Annotated in this window: 19 protein-coding genes; 10 read left to right on the top strand and 9 right to left on the bottom strand. The window is 54.0% G+C overall.

The annotated features are described in order from the left end of the window. Positions 1-103 precede the first annotated feature (103 nt). The gene (locus IF654_RS12900) at positions 104-400 is read left to right on the top strand and encodes a hypothetical protein (protein ID WP_047275431.1); all 297 of its coding nucleotides are present in this window, start codon (positions 104-106) and stop codon (positions 398-400) included. 304 nt (positions 401-704) lie between these two features. Here IF654_RS12900 and IF654_RS12905 read toward each other — a convergent pair whose 3' ends face one another. The 4 genes from IF654_RS12905 to IF654_RS12920 all read right to left on the bottom strand — a co-directional run bounded on the left by IF654_RS12905 (position 705) and on the right by IF654_RS12920 (position 4,930). Beyond that, the gene (locus IF654_RS12905; RefSeq protein ID WP_194862369.1) at positions 705-1,187 is read right to left on the bottom strand and encodes a hypothetical protein; all 483 of its coding nucleotides are present in this window, start codon (positions 1,185-1,187) and stop codon (positions 705-707) included. A 326-nt stretch (positions 1,188-1,513) separates the two neighbouring features. Then, positions 1,514-4,231, bottom strand: coding sequence for a DUF5906 domain-containing protein (locus IF654_RS12910; RefSeq protein ID WP_194862368.1), 2,718 nt, complete (start codon positions 4,229-4,231; stop codon positions 1,514-1,516). Then, a complete protein-coding gene (locus tag IF654_RS12915) occupies positions 4,228-4,449 on the bottom strand; it encodes a TraR/DksA C4-type zinc finger protein (RefSeq protein ID WP_047275436.1) in 222 nt (73 codons plus the stop codon). Before IF654_RS12915 ends, IF654_RS12910 begins: the two co-directional genes overlap by 4 nt. Continuing rightward, a complete protein-coding gene (locus tag IF654_RS12920; RefSeq protein WP_047275438.1) occupies positions 4,442-4,930 on the bottom strand; it encodes a phage regulatory CII family protein in 489 nt (162 codons plus the stop codon). The genes IF654_RS12915 and IF654_RS12920 overlap by 8 nt, the downstream gene beginning before the upstream one ends. Before the next feature lie 581 nt (positions 4,931-5,511). Between IF654_RS12920 and IF654_RS12930 the strand changes: the two genes are divergently transcribed. The 8 genes from IF654_RS12930 (at position 5,512) to IF654_RS12965 (ending at position 9,823) form a co-directional block, all read left to right on the top strand. Further along, positions 5,512-6,270, top strand: a complete 759-nt coding sequence (locus tag IF654_RS12930; RefSeq protein ID WP_194862905.1) for a LexA family transcriptional regulator — start codon at positions 5,512-5,514, stop codon at positions 6,268-6,270. A gap of 325 nt (positions 6,271-6,595) precedes the next feature. Then, on the top strand, positions 6,596-7,159 hold the full coding sequence (locus IF654_RS12935; RefSeq protein WP_047275443.1) for a deoxynucleotide monophosphate kinase family protein: 564 nt from the start codon (positions 6,596-6,598) through the stop codon (positions 7,157-7,159). A gap of 11 nt (positions 7,160-7,170) precedes the next feature. Continuing rightward, on the top strand, positions 7,171-7,452 hold the full coding sequence (locus IF654_RS12940) for a phage antirepressor KilAC domain-containing protein (RefSeq protein WP_194862367.1): 282 nt from the start codon (positions 7,171-7,173) through the stop codon (positions 7,450-7,452). Further along, a complete protein-coding gene (locus IF654_RS12945; RefSeq protein ID WP_194862366.1) occupies positions 7,449-7,823 on the top strand; it encodes a hypothetical protein in 375 nt (124 codons plus the stop codon). The genes IF654_RS12940 and IF654_RS12945 overlap by 4 nt, the downstream gene beginning before the upstream one ends. Beyond that, on the top strand, positions 7,820-8,062 hold the full coding sequence (locus IF654_RS12950; RefSeq protein WP_194862365.1) for a pyocin activator PrtN family protein: 243 nt from the start codon (positions 7,820-7,822) through the stop codon (positions 8,060-8,062). The genes IF654_RS12945 and IF654_RS12950 overlap by 4 nt, the downstream gene beginning before the upstream one ends. Positions 8,063-8,114: 52 nt before the next feature. Then, positions 8,115-8,456: a hypothetical protein gene (locus tag IF654_RS12955; RefSeq protein ID WP_047275449.1), complete on the top strand. Its 342-nt coding sequence runs from the start codon at positions 8,115-8,117 to the stop codon at positions 8,454-8,456. A 47-nt stretch (positions 8,457-8,503) separates the two neighbouring features. Beyond that, positions 8,504-9,325 carry a YfdQ family protein gene (locus tag IF654_RS12960; protein WP_194862364.1) on the top strand — a complete coding sequence of 274 codons (822 nt, stop codon included), beginning with the start codon at positions 8,504-8,506 and terminating at the stop codon, positions 9,323-9,325. Between the two features lie 213 nt (positions 9,326-9,538). After that, entirely contained in the window at positions 9,539-9,823 is a 285-nt protein-coding gene (locus tag IF654_RS12965; RefSeq protein ID WP_047275453.1) for a pyocin activator PrtN family protein, read from the top strand. Here the strand turns inward: IF654_RS12965 and IF654_RS12970 are convergent. Next, entirely contained in the window at positions 9,801-10,934 is a 1,134-nt protein-coding gene (locus tag IF654_RS12970; protein WP_194862904.1) for a site-specific integrase, read from the bottom strand. The genes IF654_RS12965 and IF654_RS12970 overlap by 23 nt on opposite strands. 1,059 nt (positions 10,935-11,993) lie before the next feature. Between IF654_RS12970 and IF654_RS12975 the strand changes: the two genes are divergently transcribed. After that, a complete protein-coding gene (locus IF654_RS12975) occupies positions 11,994-12,425 on the top strand; it encodes a bleomycin resistance protein (RefSeq protein WP_194862363.1) in 432 nt (143 codons plus the stop codon). A gap of 419 nt (positions 12,426-12,844) precedes the next feature. Here IF654_RS12975 and IF654_RS12980 read toward each other — a convergent pair whose 3' ends face one another. The 4 genes from IF654_RS12980 to IF654_RS12995 all read right to left on the bottom strand — a co-directional run bounded on the left by IF654_RS12980 (position 12,845) and on the right by IF654_RS12995 (position 18,584). Beyond that, positions 12,845-14,095 carry a PIN-like domain-containing protein gene (locus IF654_RS12980; RefSeq protein WP_194862362.1) on the bottom strand — a complete coding sequence of 417 codons (1,251 nt, stop codon included), beginning with the start codon at positions 14,093-14,095 and terminating at the stop codon, positions 12,845-12,847. A gap of 760 nt (positions 14,096-14,855) precedes the next feature. Further along, positions 14,856-15,650 carry a DNA adenine methylase gene (locus tag IF654_RS12985; protein ID WP_194862361.1) on the bottom strand — a complete coding sequence of 265 codons (795 nt, stop codon included), beginning with the start codon at positions 15,648-15,650 and terminating at the stop codon, positions 14,856-14,858. 157 nt (positions 15,651-15,807) lie between these two features. Further along, the gene (locus IF654_RS12990; protein WP_194862360.1) at positions 15,808-16,827 is read right to left on the bottom strand and encodes a phage portal protein; all 1,020 of its coding nucleotides are present in this window, start codon (positions 16,825-16,827) and stop codon (positions 15,808-15,810) included. Beyond that, the gene (locus IF654_RS12995; RefSeq protein ID WP_095010345.1) at positions 16,827-18,584 is read right to left on the bottom strand and encodes a terminase ATPase subunit family protein; all 1,758 of its coding nucleotides are present in this window, start codon (positions 18,582-18,584) and stop codon (positions 16,827-16,829) included. The genes IF654_RS12990 and IF654_RS12995 overlap by 1 nt, the downstream gene beginning before the upstream one ends. Positions 18,585-18,650: the final 66 nt, after the last annotated feature.

Raw genomic sequence — 18,650 nt, forward strand, 5'->3', positions numbered from 1 at the left:
ATTCGAAGGGATTCGAAACCGTATCTCAGTCTCTGAGGCGCGGGCAGCCAAGAAGACGGCTAGGGTGCCGGGCAAAAATTTATCGCTACGTAAGGAATACGCTATGCAAGCAAAATCTCTGAAAGCACTAATCGCCGAGCGCGGCGTTTCATTTGACGCAAGTACCATCATGAGTGCGCTGCTTAAAGCAGGACATGCGGAAAACTTCGAATACGCCAGTACCACGGGCAGTGGCGCTATGAAGTCATTCAAGAAGCTCACCAGTGCTGGTGAGAAGTTTGGAATCAACAAGCCCGCGATGCATCCGTTCAAAACAGAGGCAAGGTTCTACGATGAGACCTTTCCTGAACTGCTTGGTGTCGTGGTCAAGCAGTTGAGCAAAGAGGTTGATGCACTTTAAAGATAGGGACCGGATCTGGCCGTATGCGGCGTTAAATTCGTAACTGCCAGATCACACTCATGTGGCACGAGGAAAAAGAAAACCCCGCCGGAATGGGCAGGGTTTTCAGTGCGCTGGTGGGTGCCAGGGCGAGGTGCACAGCACGTGCTCGGGTAGCGCTCAGGCGCAGAATTCATATCGTGGGGACGTTTTACCCCTGTTCGGTAAAACCGAAAAGAGGTGTTTTTCGGTCATTTTGCTCTACTCACTTTGACGCCACTTTGACGCAGGTTTGAGGCAAGTCACCCCGACGAGCGGTCAACGCTTAACCGCCTTGGCCCAGCACCGTTGCGCGGGTCAGGTTGGTTGCTTGGCTGCCGCTGCGCCGGGTATAGCCCCGTGTGGTGCCACTTCGAACGGTGAGGATCAACATCACTTGTTGATGCAACCGCTTCACCCAGTTGCGATACGTTTGGTCTGCCCCCTCGGTAATGTCGAGCAGTCGCATCTGTTCACGTCGCGGCATGGCGGGTTGATGCAAATAACGCAGTCTGGCCAGCTTGGCCAATTGCTTGCCTTTGGTTGACTGACGGTCCAGTTCGGCAACGGCTGCTGCCACTTCGCATGCGATGTGATCCATACCCGCGCCCGCTCCTACCAACAGATCCCGTGAACCTGCCGTGCCCCGAGGGGCGCAGCCGCCGTATTGCATGATCGTCGCCATTGGACTGCCCAAGCCACCGGCCTCGCCAACGTGGCAGTGCTGCTCGCCCCAATGCTGCATCAGTTCTTCGATTTGCTGAATCATCCCCATCTACTCCTGAAAAACCAACCTGGCACAGAAAAGAACCAACCTGACACATACCCAACACACAAAAAAACCTTTAAAAACATTGCCTTAATGCTCTATGTGTTGGGTGTGTCAGGTGTGTTGGGGTTCTTCTCACGTACAAGAAATAATTAATGAACATCAACCTTTGACTGATTGCGCATGTACACACGCCCGCATGTGCGAGAAACCCGCCACACCTGACACACTGATCCCGAAAGCCTTTAAAAGCGTGGTCTGTAGCTGTGTCAGGTTGGGGTTTCTAACCCGCCACACCGTCAACACACCCCACACACAATGGGCCGTCATGCTGCGCTGTCCTGTCGTTGACCAAACTTCACGTGTTCCCAACTGCCCACACTCCAGCCGCCTGCCTTGGCTGCTTCGCGCCACGTCACCACCGCAGCGCCCAGCCCGGCTGCTGTCAGGGATGGGGGCGGGGAAGGTGCAGCGTCGATACCCGACCAAGGAAAGAAAAACGTGCCGAAGGAGCGCCGTGAACCATCCATCCAGGGCTTGCCCTGAATCTTGTCCACTTCCGTGGAGATGAACCCGCTGAACTTGGTATGACTCAAGGTGTGTTCCTTGTTGCGGTGGCACCACTCCAAAAACAACGCGTACAGATCACTGCTGACGCACACGCTGAACGGTGCACCCAGCAGTCCATTGCGCCATTCACGCAGAAAGGTTTGCCAGCTCGCCATGCTCAAATCCACCAAACGCTGACGGGCTTCCGTGTTGGGTGGCCGGGTGCGTTGATCGAAGTCGCCCAGGTCATAGCTGAGCAGGTAGTCATAAAGCGCCGGGATGCCCTCGTTGGCTAACTCATACTTCACCCGCTCCTGCTCATCCGGCCCTAGCGTTTCTTTGGGCCAGACCACCAACATGCGCCGGTCATTCTCACCAATCGGCCACGGCATGATCTCATTGGAAAGAAACACCGCGTTCATATGGTTGGCTTCTTCCCAACCGTTCACAAACTTGGACTCCATGCGCACTGTTTTGCCGGTAACCATGTGCTTGATCTTGCCCACCTGGTTGTAACGCTGATCACGGCTGACCACTTCCTCAAACACGCCGTATAGCTTGTTTGACTGCCACACCGTCCAGCTTGACTCCAACTGCGACTGCCCAACCGTGGCTGCGTATTCGCCATAAACTGCGCCCATGATGTCGCTGAGCAACAAACTTTTACCGCTGCCTTCCATCGTAGAGTGCAGCAACACAGCGGTGTCCATCTTGGCGCCGATGTTTTGCAGCGGGTAAGCCAACCACTTGATCAGCCAGTCCGTGGCAGCTTCGTCGTGGTTGCACAGGAAGCCGAACAGCGAGCGCAGGGTGCGGCATTTGTTCGGCTCATTGATCGGAACCAATGGCAGCCCTTCAAAGGTATTGATGTACACCTCGGGGTCTTTCGTCATGCGGGGGTCAAACACGATGTGTTCCATGTCCACGGTGCGACGATCCGGGCTGTTCAGCCACATGGCGTACGCATCACCCAAGGCCATGCGCATGGCGCCCTCGGGGACTCGACGGCGACACTTGATGTCCCATGAATCTTTGGTGCCATCTATATAGACGTAACGTTCGGTGGGGCTCATGCCCTCCCCCGACACCTGCTTAAACTTGGCCTCAGCCTTGGCTTTGCTGGCTTGGCGCTCCGCCATGTCGTCAGCAATAACTTTTTTTTGAGCGGACTCAAACCAGTCCTTGGCCAGCGCTTTCGTGACCAGCAACTCAAACGCGGGCTTTTTGATAATCACGCGCTTGAACATGTCGAAAACGGCGGTCTTACCTTCGATCAGGGCGAAGCGCTGGAAGATACGGTCTGCCGTCCACTCACTCCCCCCGCCCCCCTCAGGTGCAGGAGCCGCTGCGCTTGCAGGCATAGAATCGCACGGCCCGCTGGCATCCTCAGAAGGGGTCGGGGGAAGATCCGCAGGCGATGGTCGAGACGATTGCTGCATGCCCAACATCCGCGCGGCATCTTTGACCGCCTTGGATTGGTCTCCGCCGTGCTCAAGCAGGCAAAACACCTCAAATGCATCGTTCTGATGACCATTGGCCAGCGGATCAGCGCCGTGGTGCGAGTACAGCTTGTCATCGGTAATGGTGATGCCCGGCAAGCCGGTGCTGCTCTGCGGGTAGAGCCATTTGCTGCCGCGCTTGATGTAGCCGTGCGTGCGCAACAGTTCTTCAACATCATGACAGCGGTTGAATTCATCAATCACCGAGGGTCGGTTGCCGGGCGCCTGCACAGGTGCCCTGGTCGGCTTGGCTTTGGGCTTTTCAGTCTTTGGTACCCAAGGGCAAGCTGACTCGGCGTCACGTTTGAAAATGTCCCAGTTCTGCCAAATGTTCAGCAGGTCACTGGTCAGTACTGGCAACCCCTCGGCGGAAGGAGGCGTGCGCCAGGTATATGGTTTGCCGGTACCGGGATGAATAGATGGCGGCAACACGTCTTGCACCAAACCTGCACGCAACTCGAAAACAGTAAAGCGCTTGAAGTGCTCAGCCTCGTCGCGCGCGGCGGCTTCGCCCACCAGATCGCCCGCGTCTTTTGCTGCTTTGGCTTTTGCGATCAGACCTTTAAAAATCGACCCATCAGGGTCGTTTTCATTGGGCCAAGCCAGCGAGTGACGGGTTAAGTCTATACCATCGGGCAACTGAAACAGGATACGAAAGCGCGCCGGATTACCCACTACGGTCGGGTAAACCAATGCCATTGCGTCCAGGTCCAGGCCGAGAAGCTCGTACAAGACGTGACGCGTCCACTGCACATCGTCCACATCCAATGAGCACACGCGGCTAGGGCCAAGCACCACGCCAAGGTTGTGCGTTGGGTTTGCTGCCCAAAACGCCTCAGCCGCGCTCGCATCAGTGATGTAGCCGCCGGGTTTATTCCAGCCCAACCCCTTTGGAGCTTTTTCACCGGGTTCGATGGCCACCAGTGCCAAGTTGAAAGTATCAATGTAGCGTTGTGCCCATGTCGCCATCGGCACAGCTTGAGAGCGGTCAGTCATCTGCGGCGCTCCCGCAACTCTTCGCAGGAGATGCAGGTTTCACATCCTTGGACTGCCTGCTGCCTAAGCAGCGGAATGGCGTCATCGCAATCCACGCAAAATTCGGCGCTGGCCGTGGCATTGGCTTCGCGTAGACGTTTCTCAAGCGCGCGTCGCGCTAGAGCACGCTGCAAAAACTCATCCGCATAGTCGTTAGCCAGATCGACGTCATCAGCCATTGTCGCGATCCTCCATTGCCTGACGTGCGCCGGTCATGATGCCCAGCACCTCACGGATAACGTCCATGCCGCGTTTTTCGAGCAGGGCGACTTCGTGAGCTTCCCAAACGGCATCGGCCACACCGTCGTGCATGCAAGATACAAACTCGCCCGATTCATGAAGCAATTTGCCTACCGCTTTCAACGCTTCTTTTGTAGCAGGCACTGGCGTTGGCTTGTACCAAACGGCCCCGGCTGGACGCACTAAGGCATCAAGCAAACGCGGATCAGCCGTGAGGCGAATCACCTCCTCCAGCTCATCCGGCGTCAGCCAGCGGCGCTCTTCATCAAGTTTGAGTTTCTTTTGCAGGGCGTCATTGTCGATCACCATCGCAAACGCTAAAGCGGTGACACCACCCTTATAGGAACGCCCTGCGCGATACAGCGCGTGACGCAATGAAAGCACCGGACCAGCGTCCGGTAATAGATCGATGCGACTCATAACCGTAAAAACCCCTTTTACGGTGTAGCCATAAAGCAGGGCACGCCCTATCCTACGACCACGACCGATGTGCATGTGCTGTGTATCGTCGTCGCTGGACCGGAGGATCTTTGGTGAGAGGCTCCGGTTCAGCACCCTTTTAGCGATGTTGTTTTACTGCTGCATCGCTCTGTCGACCCGGTGTTTCTTTGGTGAGAGGCTTTGGGTCGATGCTTTCTTATGCTGCTTGGTCTGGCTCAAGATCCTTAGGGATACAGAACACGTCAGGTCGAAGGCGAAACCGCGAAACTCCTGTAATAAACTCGGCCCGCACAACCAGCTCTGCAGGCAAAAAGCCTCGCTTCAACCAATACGAAACAATTTGCTGAGATACAGGCCGCCCAGAAGTCGACATGGCTGATGCGAATGCGACCTGGCCTTTAGCGGAATCCACGGCGGCCACTAGTGCCTCGCGCATCTCTGTTTTTGGGCTCATGAAGACCTCAAAGCGAAAAGTACAACCGGAAAATACACGCTAATTTGTATTCAGGCAACAAATTAGCGTGTTGGAAACAATACAAAAGGGTTTGTATCCTTCCCGCATGACCAAAACAACGCGCTCACCCTCACCTGTAGCAGCACTGTTCAAGGCCCGCAGGAAGGCCCTGAAACTAAGCCAGGTAGCCCTCGCTGATCGAGTCCGCGAACTACTAGGCCCTGATGAAACATTCAGCCAGCAGACTTATGCTGCTTTTGAAGCAGGCAACACCCAGAACACCCGATTTGCATTACAGATAGCTCAGGTGCTTGGGCTATCCATGGATGAAGTATCTGGCATCAGTCCTACTGCAAAGACAGCGCCCAAATCTGTCACTGCCGATGCGGTAATGCTTGGACCTATCGAAGTGTGGGATGACGAAACCCCGCTAGACGACGATGAGGTAGAGATTCCTTTGTTAAAGGAAATAGAACTGTCTGCGGGCTCGGGCTGCTCTGCAGTTGAGCACTATTCAAAGTCAAAGCTGCGCTTTGGAAAGATGACCCTAAGACGACAAGGCATAGATCCCGCAAATGCCATTTGCGTGACTGTATCAGGACACAGCATGGAGCCGGTCCTACCCAGCGGCAGTACAGTAGGGGTGGATCAAGGGAAGCAAGACATCAAAGATGGCGATATCTATGCCTTGAGGCATAACGATCATCTGCGTGTAAAAATTCTTTATCGCCTGCCATCAGGTGGCATCAGGATGCGAAGCTTTAATCGCGATGAATACCCCGACGAAGAGTACTCCCCAGAAAAAATCCGCAACGAAGACATATGCGTTCTAGGACGAGTATTCTGGTATTCGGTCCTGAGGTAACAAATCAGACAATCAAAAAAAGCCCGTTTATTCGGGTTTTTTATTGTAAATAAAAAATAATACAAATTAACGTGTTGACCAAATTACAAATTGGATTGTAGTCTTTGTCTCGAAACCTCTCACCAAGAGTACGAGCCATGCAGACTACACAGCACAGCAGCACCCGCTGCCGGATCTATGTCCATCCGGCAGCCTGCACCAGTCGCGCTTCAGTTGAAGATATCCAGCGCAGCACAGGCCTACTGGTCATCATCAATAATCCGCAACGAATCGCTTTAACCACTAAACATGCTGAAACCCTCGCTCCACTCGGAGGTGACGCAGCATGAAACAGGTACTGATTGGACTGGCAGGGCTTGCCCGCTCGGGCAAAACGACCGCAGCGATGCACTTGGCCAGCACCCATAACTTTCAAACCTACGCCTTTGCAGACCCACTGCGCGAAGGCCTGATGACCCTCTTCAATCTGACCGCGCGTGATTTTGACGACGAACACAAAGAGCAGCCTGTCGACTGGGTCGGCCACTCGGCGCGCGAGTTGATGCAATCGCTGGGCACTGAATGGGGCCGCAATCAGATCCACCCTGATGTGTGGGTGTGGCTGGCCGAGCAAAACCTTGAGCTTCTCGGCCAGATCAACGACACCACCAGCGGCTTTGTGATCAGCGATCTGCGCTTCGAAAATGAGGCCGCTTTCGTTCGGGAAAAAGGCGGCCTGGTCATTCACCTGCTGCGTGCAGACGCACCCCATGTGAACCCGCATATCAGCGAATCCGGCATCTCCATCCATGACAACGACCTCGTTCTGCATAACGACGCGTCGATTGAGGACATGACCGGTCAACTGGACGAAATCTTCACAGCCCTGTGCGCTCGCGCAGCGGCTTAAGGAGCGCCCACATGAACCGAACCCTGGACGCCACGGCCGCCCTGCTCGGCTTGAAACCACGCGCCTTTCGCACACGATTGCGTGAGCTCGGCATTTTGACCCAGAGCGGTGAGCTGGCCAGCAAGCACCGCGACCAGGGTTACCTGTACGTAGACACCCGTAGTCGCTGGAACACGAACATCAACACCTTCAGCCATTACGCGGTTGTGATGGTGAAAGAACCCGGTGTGGCGTGGCTGAGCAAGAAACTGGGCATCACCCCATCCCCTACCTATAAGGACGCCGCCGCATGAAACAGAACGCAATCACCCAAGCGATCGGCGCCCTGAAGCTGGTCCCTATCTTCGTCAATAACCCGGCGATTATCAGCCGCGCCACGCTTATTGGCGCGTCTGCTGAAGCCGTCGCCTTGCTTGAAGCCCTTCCCGCGGTTACGGCGGAATTGGCTGAGGTATTCCGGTGCGTAGACGCCGTCATTAGTGATGGACAAATCGCCTACGTCACACCGACCCGCTGCCCTGAATACCCCTATGGCGCAGTGATCGCAGACAGCAAGGGCCAGATTTGCGCGACGGCAATGGGTAAAACCAAAGAAGGCCTAGCCGAGTTGATCCGCCTCAAGCTGGTGCCCCAACAGAAGGGGTGCGGGGAGGATGCGGCGTGAGCGACACCCTCGACCAGTTACGAAAGGAGTTCGCCACACCCTGCCCAAGCCTCACAGCAGTCCGCGAACGTTACTTCACGCACATCAGAACTGATCGTTACCTGCTCAGCGAAATAAAAGCCGGGCGCATTGCACTCAAGGTCACCCGCCTACACCGCTCAAGTCGAGCCAAGCCGGTGGTGTACCTGCACATGTTGGCGGCTTACCTCGACGCGCAAGCGCCCAACCAAGCCGCCTGAGTATTCCCCTGAAATTCAGGGCCACTGCAACCAACGTAAAAAGGCACAGCACATGAGCAAATCACGTCCATTCATCGACACCCTGCGCGATATCGAAGCAGGCGGGCTATTGGATGAACTCAGCGAAACGCAGCACAGCCTGATCGACGCCATCCGCCTGACCGGCAAAGGTGGCGAGCTGACTATCAAGCTCGCCTACAAACCCGATGGCAACGGCCAGATGACCATCAAGGCAGACGTCAAAGCTAAAGAGCCGGCCTTGTCACGCGGTACATCTCTGTTCTTCCTGACGCCTGAGGGCAACCTCACTCGCCGCGACCCTCGCCAACAAGACCTGGCACTTAGAACTGTGGGTGAAGAAAAACCCGAAGTTCTGCGACAAGTCAGTCAATAAAAAACTCTCGCCTCTCACCATTTGCACTACCCACTGGAGCACATCCAATGCAACAAGCCCTGCAACAGCTGTTCAGCTACGCTCAATCCCTCGGCAAGCCCGTCGATCACCCTGGGTTGGCCGCGCCAATCGCCCTACTCCCGCAAGAAGTCTCGCTCAAAAGCCTTGAGCACCTGCTGCCTGCACCAACCCGTGCCAAACAGAAGCTCACCGTGCTGGATGCTGAGTCGTTCATCGACTACGTGAATCGCTTCGCCACTTCGGCAACAGCCGTATTCTGCAACGGCCCGGAAGGACGCACCTTCTCGGCAGTGATCGACTACCACCAGCCAGACTGCCCGGCGTGGCTAGAGCATGTAGCAACCTATCGCTGCCCCACCACTGTTGAATGGGGCCGCTGGAAAGAAAACGACCGCAAGCGCATGGACCAAGCGAGCTTCGCTGAATTCATCGAAGAAAACGTGTGGGACATTACCCAGCCTGCCAACGAACAAAATGCACCAGGTGCAGCGGATATGCTGGAAATCAGCCGCACCCTTGAGGCCAAGAAAAACATCACCTTCCGCCAAGGCACACGCCTCGACAATGGCCAAGTACAACTCACGTACAACGAAGAAATCGACGGCCGTGCTGGCGAAGCTGGTCAGTTGCGTATTCCTGAGCAGTTCTTCATTGCAGTGAAACCCTTCCTTGGCGGTGATGCGTTCTGCGTGCCTGCGCGGTTCCGTTATCGTATCCAGGACGGCCGCTTGATGATGTGGTTCGAACTGGTGCGCCCGGACAAGGTACTTGAAGAAGCCTACAACGCGGTGCGCGACAAAATCCAAGCCGCCATCAATGAAGTGCCGTTGTATGAAGCCACTTTGTAATTAATCATCCGCGTCAGCCCGCCTCCGTCATCTCACCAATGATCCTGGCGGCGGGTTTTAATGAGGTACACATCATATGCAAGTACGAAACGAAGATCCAAACTGCGCGATCTTTCATCCCATGTATGAGGCAATGCTCGACGCGTGCCCCGCCATCGCCAAAGCAACCAAATAATCCTTTCGCCACCCCGAGCGGCGCAACAGAGATAGAATATGAATACTCAATTTCTGCTACTTGCGCAGTATGGCGGCCAGGCAATCATTCCTCTTGAGCGAGTGTGCGCTGACTACTTTAGCCATCTGACCCCCGAAAAGATGAAGATGAAAGTCGCAGCAGGCCAGATTGACCTGCCACTTGTAGCCATCGAACGCAGCCAAAAGTCAGCACGCGGGGTTCACCTTGCCGACCTGGCTGCCTATCTGGATACCCAGCATGCACGTGCTCGTACGGAGCATGACAAGCTGATGCGCAACTCTAGTCTACGCCGCGCTTCTTGATTCGCTTCCGGGCCTCAATGATGGGGCCCGTTACTATCGTCTCCAGCCAAGACCAGTTTTCGTAAGGATTGCCATTCCCTTTCAAGTGCGTATATCTGCGCATTGAATTCCAGTCCCGGTGGCCGGATACAGAGGCAACTTTCGGGATATCCCAGCCCATTTCAAATAGGCGGCTGACACCATCGTGGCGAAGGTCATGAAAGTGCAGGTCATCGATCTCAAGAAAGTGGCAGGCACGGGTAAAGGATGCCGAGATAGAGCGAGAGTTGTACGGGAAAACATCCTCTGCAACCTTTGGCATAGACATCATGATCCGCCACGCTTCATCAGGGACATGGCACCAAACGTCATTGCCGTACTTCTGACCCGGATTCTTCATATCAGTGATCAGAACCATCTGGCGCTGTTCATCTAAGGCATTCCATTTGATGCGCGTGATTTCTTCCTGTCGACGCGTAGAGAACAGCGCAAAGGCCGTCACCCGCACCATGTCTATTTCCTGCTTGCGCCGGTCTCGCATCTCACCGAAGTATTGAAACAGCTTTTCCAGTTCTTCAAGTGTTGGGCGACGGTTCCTTTCCTTGCTGCGTGTCACCGCGCCCATCTTGCGCAATACCTTGCGCGCATCGGGCATGGCCATTGGATCGATGTCATAGCCCCACGCTGGCCGCGCCACAGAAAGCACGGCACCCAAGTGAGCCAAGTCATTGCCCACGGTCTGCGCCTGTATGCCATCGTCCGTCATTCGTCTATCAGCGTACTCCACCAGCTTCTGGCTGGTGATCTCTCTATCCTCAAGCTTGCCTAACCAGGTTTCACCGATAGCCTTGAGTGTGGCGCGCTTGGTCTTCCCTAGCGGCCTCAGCTTTTCGTACTCCAAAAGGTAGCGGTCGATCATCTCCTTGACCGTCACACCTGATCGATTGGCCTTCTCGATTGCTCCAGGAACTGACATTTCAGTTTCGACACGTTTGATCCAGGCCTGCGCGGTCGCCTTGCGGTCGAACGTCTGGCTTTCCTGATAAACTGTCACACCCTTTTGCATGATGCGGATCTGCGCGGTGTAACCCGTCGATCCATCTCTGCGCTTGCGAACGGTGATAGTGCCCATGATTTTGCTACACGAATATTCGGATTTGCTACATTGTAGCAACGAGCATTCAAAAACAAGCAAAAACAGCGGTAAACAGTAGTGAACGAGAGTTACCCGAATGCACACCAAACCCGCAGAAAACCTAGCCCGCCCACTAGATTCGGTATCTAGGAGGTTTTCTGTTGCACCTATGATGGATGATACGGACTGAATCGCCAGCCCCTGTAAAACAAGGGCTTCAACCCGATCATAATTCTCTCTGTACCATTTTCGTACCAGCCAACTTTCACTGCCCTCCCCCTTTAATCCCCAGTCTTGAGCCTTCTCGTCGCTCACAGCACATTCAGTGCAGCAAACAATATCGATCCAATACATCTACCCAATACATCTATCCCATACCATGCACCCTGATGCTATCGGGAGGTTGAACGGGAGACTCGAAACCGACAGCCTCCACTTTTCTACAAGGCGACCGGTTTATAGAGACTGTAGAGGAGCGGTGTGCGCCAAAGCGTTCCCATGAGTTTGTGCGCCAACCTGTGAATCTGCCGCCTGATAGGGCATGTGCGTATTTTGGGGAAAGCCATCGGAAAAAGGTAAGAGCGGTAAGTTCTTGGGTAAAACGTCTGGAACGCCCGGACTCAAAGGCCTACAGCCTAAACGGAGCAGGTAATATCTGAGTAACCTGTAAGTAATATAATTACTCTTTCATTAAGTAATCATCTATAAGCATCAGTCACTTATAAATCAATCACTTACGATTAAATTACCTTGCACATCACTCAAAATAACTTATCCGTGTAATACGCCAAAGCCAACAAATACAGGGCTTCTAGCAACCTCTAGACCTGTTGTGCTATTGAATTACCTTTTTCCGTCAGCGCTCCTGAAAATCCGAGCTGATGGAATTGTTCGTGAACGGCTACTATCGGCCAGAAGCTGCCACTCAACGCGACTCGATAATTTCCACCCGAGCGTGCATCATCGCGCTCGCCACGATCCCGTCGTGGCATCGAAGCCATCAGTGCAGAACCTGCCCGCCCGCAAAAACGAGCCTTTTGAAATGGAAGTCATCTCATGTTCGAACGTAACAAACTGGTTCCGGAGTTAATGGTCACCAACCTGGATAGCAGCTTGGCTTTTTGGGTTTCTCGTCTGGGGTTCAAAGTAGCTTATCAACGCCCGGAAGATGGATTTGCATACCTTGATTTGAATGGTGCTCAAGTAATGCTTGAGCAGGTTGATTCGGACGCGGGTCAATGGCTGACTGCGCCGTTGACCAAGCCGTTTGGAAGAGGCATCAACCTACAGATTGATGTTGAGACTGTCGCACCCATCATCCAAAAACTTGATCAGGCTGGATGTCCACTCTATCGAGAATGCAAAGACACCTGGTATCGGGCTGAAAATGTAGAAGTCGGCCAGCGCGAATTCATCGTCCAGGATCCCGACGGTTATCTCGTAAGGTTGGTAGAGAGGTTGGGTGAGCGACCGGCTTGCTCAATGTGAATCTGAATCTGAATCTGAATCTGAGCCAAGCCGACCGTCAGCTTTGGGTTGATTTCAGCCTGTAATGACTGACGGAAATCGATTGTGGATTCAACGGTCGATGCAACACATTGAATCGCCCAGGGTTTCGTAGACGTTAGGTCACCGCTATTGGCCGATTGAAGCCCTTACCGACATGCTAAATCGGCCATTTGTATATAGGGTGTCTCTGAAGATTCAGAGCCGATCATCCTTGCAAAATCGATCATCGTTCTAACGTAGCTGAGAACTCGATCAGGATGAGGCTTTATTAAAAAAGCCTTCCCAGATCATTTGGCTCCCAATTCAATCGCCAAATGAGCCAAGTCGCATATAGAGTAATTTTTCTACAAAATAAATAATCCCCGACACAGGCTACTGCGCGGGGATCACTCCGTCGTTTACTCGTCATCAAAGCTCGCCAAGGCATTGCGCGCTATACTAAGCCTGTGATTCAAACTTTTAATATCCTGCTCAATTCCCAGCATCTCTTCAAAAATATCCTCCTGAGACACGTTTCTACCAGGGCTGATACCTAAATTAATCATATCCAACTCGCGCATGCGCCTATCTAAATTAGACTTTGCAAGATCCCGCCTAAAAGTCAGATTACTAACATACGCCTTATACTCATCCTGTCCGAGAGCCTCAACATCAGACGAAGGATCGATGGCTACCCCAATATCATCCCCCCTATAAATACCGCCCATCGCTCTAGCAAATTTCTTTTTGATAACAGTCTCAACAAGATTTTCAGTTACTGAATTAGATACATCTTCTTCTAACCGAACTTCCCGTATTTCCTGAACCGCATCGGGCGAAGCCTCTTGGTGGAGGAAGCTATTCGCGTACTCAAGAAATCGGTCAGGCTGGTACATATAAAACGAATTCGAAGTCACGCTCATGAATTCTTCAATTAGCTCAGGCAAAGGGCTTATGGTTTTCCCGCTTTGCTTCAACCACCAGTCCTCTTTAACATCTCCCGTTACGTAGATTACTCCAATTCCCTGGTCTTTAGATTTATCCATTAACTGCAGCCAGCCAATGTAATCGCCGTAGGGAGCACACCGATCGCTCAGCGAGACACCATCCCCTCCTTTAGAGGAATCTTTGAAACCAGGTGGAGTTTTCTGCTTATAGCGAGACGCACCTTCGATTATAATTTCTTCTAGCCTTGCAACCTCATAGCCAGCACCAACTCGCCCTTCAAACAAATCACCCAACTTATCCTTTATATCATCCTCATAGATTCGACGATCATGGATTTCCTTGTTAACCTTCAGCTCATCAACAACCCTATCAAATGACTCGACAAACCCCGCTAGAGTTTCAGAACCTATAAATGGATGCTGTTTTTGATTTTCAAATCCCGACCTGAGCTTCTCTAACTCCGCAATGGAGCCATCATAAAGTTTTGCCTGATCACCAATAACTTTTAGCCTGTTTGAAAAATACTCTTTGGCTACTTGATTAGTAATCCACACCCTGTCCTTTAGCAGTTCCAACACATTAATTAACGCCGCTCGCGTGGAATCTGAATAACGGTATAGATTTAATAAAACATTTGCATCGAGAGCAATCAATGCTACGCCCCAAAGCTCTTGTAACCTTTCAGGATCGTTAGCAAATTGACCAGGAAAAGAGTTTCTCATAAACGGTCTCTCGACTCATAGAAAATGGCTATGTAGCAGTATCGCATCACCCGTGACTCTCGCGAACCCCATAAAACGCGTTCGTGTGAGGCTGATCGACTCCCAAAGCATCACGAATCGCGCTATCCATGCTGTGATCCGAGGCGATTTGCTCCCCCACCATGTCAAGCTGTGAATCGCCCCAGCTTTCATAAACAGCTTCGAGAGGCGACTTATGGCCGATAGCTGCTGTGGCTACCTAGAGAAATCGGTAGGTCTATACCGAACAGTTAGAAAGGGCATTCGTCATCGTCGGTCAATTCGAGCACAAACAAGTGCCACGCTGATGTGAATTCACTCTATTGCCTCAAAAACCCTACCTTTGCAGGGATCCGCAGGGTTTTCGTTTCCCAAAATTCTCTGTCCAACCCACAGCCCAGCCAGCTGTCAGCTAGATGCAGAACTGCGGAAAAAAAGGCCTATTAAGCCCGCAGGCGAGGTGGGGGGACGACGGCGCGCGCCAGGGCGTGAAGCACATCAAAGCCCCTGGAGCACTTCACAACCAATAGTCTTGGAGTCGTCTTCCTGCACGTCTCACAGCCCGCACAAGAGACAGCAAACGATTGCTGCCACCAATCAACCATTACCCTGAACAGGTCACATGGGCGCTTTCAACGTCTTGTGCGGTGCGTTTTTAGTTGAATGCTTACAGCCAGAAAAAAGCCGCCTTAGCGGCGGCTTTATGAAACGGATATAGAGCTATACCCGTCGTGTAATCACATTAAAACAACATCCCCAGCCCATCTGGCGTCCAGTTCATAATCACCAACTCCCCACTGACCTCAGCCTTCCCCTGCCGTTGATTCGCGGTGCTATAGCGAATATCCACCGTCTCAAAGTGAAACCCTTCAAACACCCGCCTGATATCCGGGTGATCATTAATACTGACCATCACCTTCCCTTTGCAGCGGCGCATGAAATCGGCCATCCGCTCGTAATTATCAAACGCAAAGTCCATCCCATACCCCGCCGTCTGCCAGTAAGGCGGGTCCATGTAGTGAAACGTGTGCACCCGGTCATACCGCTCTGCACACTCAAGCCAGGGCAAGTTCTCCACATATGTACCAGACAGCCGCTGCCAGGCTGCGGAAAGGTTTTCCTCAATCCGCAGCAGGTTGATAGCTGGCCCCGTGGTCGCCGTGCCAAATGACTGCCCAGTAACCTTGCCGGCAAAGGCATGGTGCTGCAGATAGAAAAACCGGGCTGCCCGCTGAATATCCGTCAGGGTTTCAGGCCGGGTCATTTTCTGCCATTCAAATATCTGCCGCGAGCTGAGCGCCCATTTGAATTGGCGCACAAACTCTTCCAGGTGGTTCTGCACCACGCGGTACAACGTCACCAGATCGCCGTTGATATCGTTGAGGACTTCAACCGGCGCAGCCTGGGGCCGCATAAAGTACAGTGCGGCGCCGCCGGCAAAGACTTCGACATAACATTCGTGCGGCGGAAACAGTGGAATCAGGCGGTCTGCCAAGCGGCGCTTGCCGCCCATCCACGGAATTATTGGGGTGCTCATAAGTGATCCTTGTTTCAATAAGTGGATTCGCTTAGGCTTCGCACCCCCTGCGCAGTGGGGCGAGGCCTTGGTTGGAGCACTCGGCTAGATCGAGTGTTTCAGCGTCGAGCCCGGTGCTTCAACACCGGATCGTCGCCTCGTTTACTGCGCGGGGGCTTTATTCGCCCCCGGCGATTTCATACGGTTTAAACCTCACGACCTCCTCCCCCAGCCAGTCATTCAACTGCGTCATGCGCGATTGAATCGGCTCCAGCTCGTTCGCCACGTAGATCTGCGCCGCCTCTCTGATCGAACCAAATCCGCCAGCGTTTTGCGGAACAATGCCCATCAGCTGCGGCGGTATACGCAGGCTTGCCAGTACGTCATCACGAGTCTGGTTTTTGATTGAGCTGAATTCGTCTTTGGCCGCGACTTCACTGACCGGGATCAGCTGAATGCCGTCCTTCTTGCCGTTGGGCGAGTAGACAAACAGGTTGCGAAAGTTACCCGGCCCTTTAGAGTCCTTGAGGGCTTTGCGCAGTGAATCGACGTCTGATTCGTTCTGCGCCGGGTCGGTCATGTAGAGGATGAACCCGGCATGGCTGCCGTTTTCGTAGTACTTGCGGCGAAACAACGTCGCGGATTCGTTGAGCAACGCGGACTGTAAAGCGCTGATCCATTCCGGCAGTCCGTACACCTCCTGGTGCAGATCGGCTTCGCGCAGGTGGAAGATGCTACCCGCGTCGAATTCGTGTTCTTCCTTCCAACCCTGCACCAGAAAATAACGCCCGTCCTGCCCTGCCCGCATGTACTTGGCCAACGCCGGTTTCAGTTGAAAGGTCGAACCCAGCATCGAGCGGCGCGCTTCGATGTAGCCATTGCCGAGACTGAGAAAATCCAACGCGAACTGTTCAAACGCGGCCCGCGACAGCAGCCGGTGCGGGATAAAGGTTTTGCTCAGCAGGTTGCGTTTGAAGGTCAGGCCCGAATGCAAATGCACGCTGGAACCCACCGCGCGCGACAGCCCGTCGAGCGACAACGGCGGTTCGTACCAGCGTCCGTTAAACCAGCATTCCAGATAATCAAACACCGCACGACCGCCCAGCACCGGGGTCGGATCGCCAAAACTAAAGGCCTGAATCGACTGATTCACTTTGCCGTCTGCCACGTGAGGTGTGGCGACCGATTGATCATTCATTAAAAAATCTCCATCCGCCCGGTATTCGAGGCGGTTTGCCCCTCCAGCGGTTCGTTGTGCAATGCGTGAAAGAGCGCCCAGGCCAGATCGGCGTGGCCGGTGGTGTCGTTGCGCCCTGCGGTGTAGGTGTATTGACGACCGCCTGCGGTGACGGTTTTGCGGATGGCCATCAGCGACTGGGCCATGTCCGTCCAGCCGGCATCGAACTCCAGCCGGCCGTTGTGGATCACGTCATAGGCTTTGAGCACCAAGCGGGTTTTGACTTCGGGCGAGTAGCTAAAGGTGGTGACATTAGGGAAGAACTGGCGCACCAGTTGCGCCACGCCGCTGCCCAAACCGGTGACATCGATGCCGATGTAAGTCACCCAGTAGCGGTCGCAGACGCTTTTGATAAACGCCGCCTGTGCTGCGAAGTCCATACCTCGGAACTGGTGGCGTTCCAGTACACGGAACTTGCCACCGGGCACCAGCGGTGGCGCGCACACCACCAAACCGGAACAGTCGCCGGTTTCAGCCGGGTCGTAACCGATCCACACCTGTCGGTCGCCGAACGGGCGCGCAGCAAAGGGCTTGTAGTCCTCGGCCCACTCGACCCAGCTATCGACCATGCAGGACTGCAACAGGGCCAGCGGAAAGATGCTGGCTCCGTCGTCAACAAAATCACACATCAACAAGTTGGCGAACGCTTCCGGGCTGTACTCGCGGCGCAGCTCCTCGATGTCGAACAGGTCACAGCCGCCCCGCTCCGCGTCCAAAATGGTGACAATCTGCCGCCATACCCGATCCTCACAGAACCGCCCTTGCTGCAGACTGCCGTGGGAGGTGTCGACTTTGGTGTGTTGCGCGGCGGGCTTGCCCTTGTTAAAACGCTCCCCCGTCCAGAAGGTATACGCCTCGTGGGCCATGCTCGATGGCGTGGAAAAGTAGGTTTTACGCCACTTCTTGTGCATCGCCATGCCCGAAGCGACCTTGTTCAGCTCTTCAAACTTGAACGTCCAGAAGAACTCGTCGAAGTAGAAATTGCCGTGATAACCCTGTGCCGTTCGGGCGTTGGTTCCGAGAAAAAACAGCTCGGCGCCGTTAGGCAGCACAATCGGATCACCCGTCAGCTCGACCCCGCACACCTCGCGTACGAACGCCAGGATGTAGCCCCTGAACAAGTAGGCTTGGTTCTTGGATGCTGACAGGAAAATCTGATTACGCCCGGTCTCCAGCGCATCGATAAACGCCTCGCGGGCAAAGTAGTACGTGGCGCCGATCTGTCGACTTTTTAGAATGACCCTGGTGCGTTGATTACCCGCCCGGTACCAGTCTTTCTGGTAATCGAAACAGCCATCAATAAACGCCTCGCGCAGCAGCTCGATCTGGTCTTCGCTGATCTCGTTTTTGACTGCTTTTTTCTTCGGCTCGCTGTTGCGCTTGGCAAGGTTCGGATTGAGGTCAGTTTCAGTGCCTCCGCCCTGATAGCGCACGATCCGTGCTTGGCGCTCAAGCTGGCGATGCAGCAGATCAATTTCCTTAAAGTCGCCGCTGGTCTTGCCCTCTTTGAGGATCAACTGCACCAGGCGCGCTTCCAGTGCGCCGCCGATGCGCTCGACGTTGTCCGCCCGATCCCACTCGTCGCGGGTCTTCCAGCTGTGTAGCGTTTTCTCTTTTTCGCCCGTAGCCTCGGCGATCTCACAGATGCGCCACCCCATCCAATACAGAAATTTGGATTGGCGGCGCGCATCCATCGGTAACAAAGCGGTCGTAGTCATGGCCGCGATGCTGCCGCCCGCGCCCGTTCCTCAATAGCAGCCCCCCTTGTACACCCCGGCCCTACA

This window comes from Pseudomonas lundensis (assembly GCF_015377145.2).
GTDB classification, from domain to species: Bacteria; Pseudomonadota; Gammaproteobacteria; order Pseudomonadales; family Pseudomonadaceae; genus Aquipseudomonas; species Aquipseudomonas lundensis.

Excerpts from the sequence above, each read along its gene's own strand:
- IF654_RS12965 (WP_047275453.1), top strand. The coding sequence starts at position 9,539 with ATGAATACTCAATTTCTGCTACTTGCGCAGTATGGCGGCCAGGCAATC.
- IF654_RS12905 (WP_194862369.1), bottom strand. The coding sequence starts at position 1,187 with ATGATTCAGCAAATCGAAGAACTGATGCAGCATTGGGGCGAGCAGCAC.
- IF654_RS12935 (WP_047275443.1), top strand. The coding sequence starts at position 6,596 with ATGAAACAGGTACTGATTGGACTGGCAGGGCTTGCCCGCTCGGGCAAA.
- IF654_RS12920 (WP_047275438.1), bottom strand. The coding sequence starts at position 4,930 with ATGAGTCGCATCGATCTATTACCGGACGCTGGTCCGGTGCTTTCATTG.
- IF654_RS12900 (WP_047275431.1), top strand. The coding sequence starts at position 104 with ATGCAAGCAAAATCTCTGAAAGCACTAATCGCCGAGCGCGGCGTTTCA.
- IF654_RS12945 (WP_194862366.1), top strand. The coding sequence starts at position 7,449 with ATGAAACAGAACGCAATCACCCAAGCGATCGGCGCCCTGAAGCTGGTC.
- IF654_RS12910 (WP_194862368.1), bottom strand. The coding sequence starts at position 4,231 with ATGACTGACCGCTCTCAAGCTGTGCCGATGGCGACATGGGCACAACGC.
- IF654_RS12960 (WP_194862364.1), top strand. The coding sequence starts at position 8,504 with ATGCAACAAGCCCTGCAACAGCTGTTCAGCTACGCTCAATCCCTCGGC.
- IF654_RS12955 (WP_047275449.1), top strand. The coding sequence starts at position 8,115 with ATGAGCAAATCACGTCCATTCATCGACACCCTGCGCGATATCGAAGCA.
- IF654_RS12995 (WP_095010345.1), bottom strand. The coding sequence starts at position 18,584 with ATGACTACGACCGCTTTGTTACCGATGGATGCGCGCCGCCAATCCAAA.
- IF654_RS12970 (WP_194862904.1), bottom strand. The coding sequence starts at position 10,934 with ATGGGCACTATCACCGTTCGCAAGCGCAGAGATGGATCGACGGGTTAC.
- IF654_RS12985 (WP_194862361.1), bottom strand. The coding sequence starts at position 15,650 with ATGAGCACCCCAATAATTCCGTGGATGGGCGGCAAGCGCCGCTTGGCA.
- IF654_RS12915 (WP_047275436.1), bottom strand. The coding sequence starts at position 4,449 with ATGGCTGATGACGTCGATCTGGCTAACGACTATGCGGATGAGTTTTTG.
- IF654_RS12980 (WP_194862362.1), bottom strand. The coding sequence starts at position 14,095 with ATGAGAAACTCTTTTCCTGGTCAATTTGCTAACGATCCTGAAAGGTTA.
- IF654_RS12990 (WP_194862360.1), bottom strand. The coding sequence starts at position 16,827 with ATGAATGATCAATCGGTCGCCACACCTCACGTGGCAGACGGCAAAGTG.
- IF654_RS12975 (WP_194862363.1), top strand. The coding sequence starts at position 11,994 with ATGTTCGAACGTAACAAACTGGTTCCGGAGTTAATGGTCACCAACCTG.
- IF654_RS12940 (WP_194862367.1), top strand. The coding sequence starts at position 7,171 with ATGAACCGAACCCTGGACGCCACGGCCGCCCTGCTCGGCTTGAAACCA.
- IF654_RS12930 (WP_194862905.1), top strand. The coding sequence starts at position 5,512 with ATGACCAAAACAACGCGCTCACCCTCACCTGTAGCAGCACTGTTCAAG.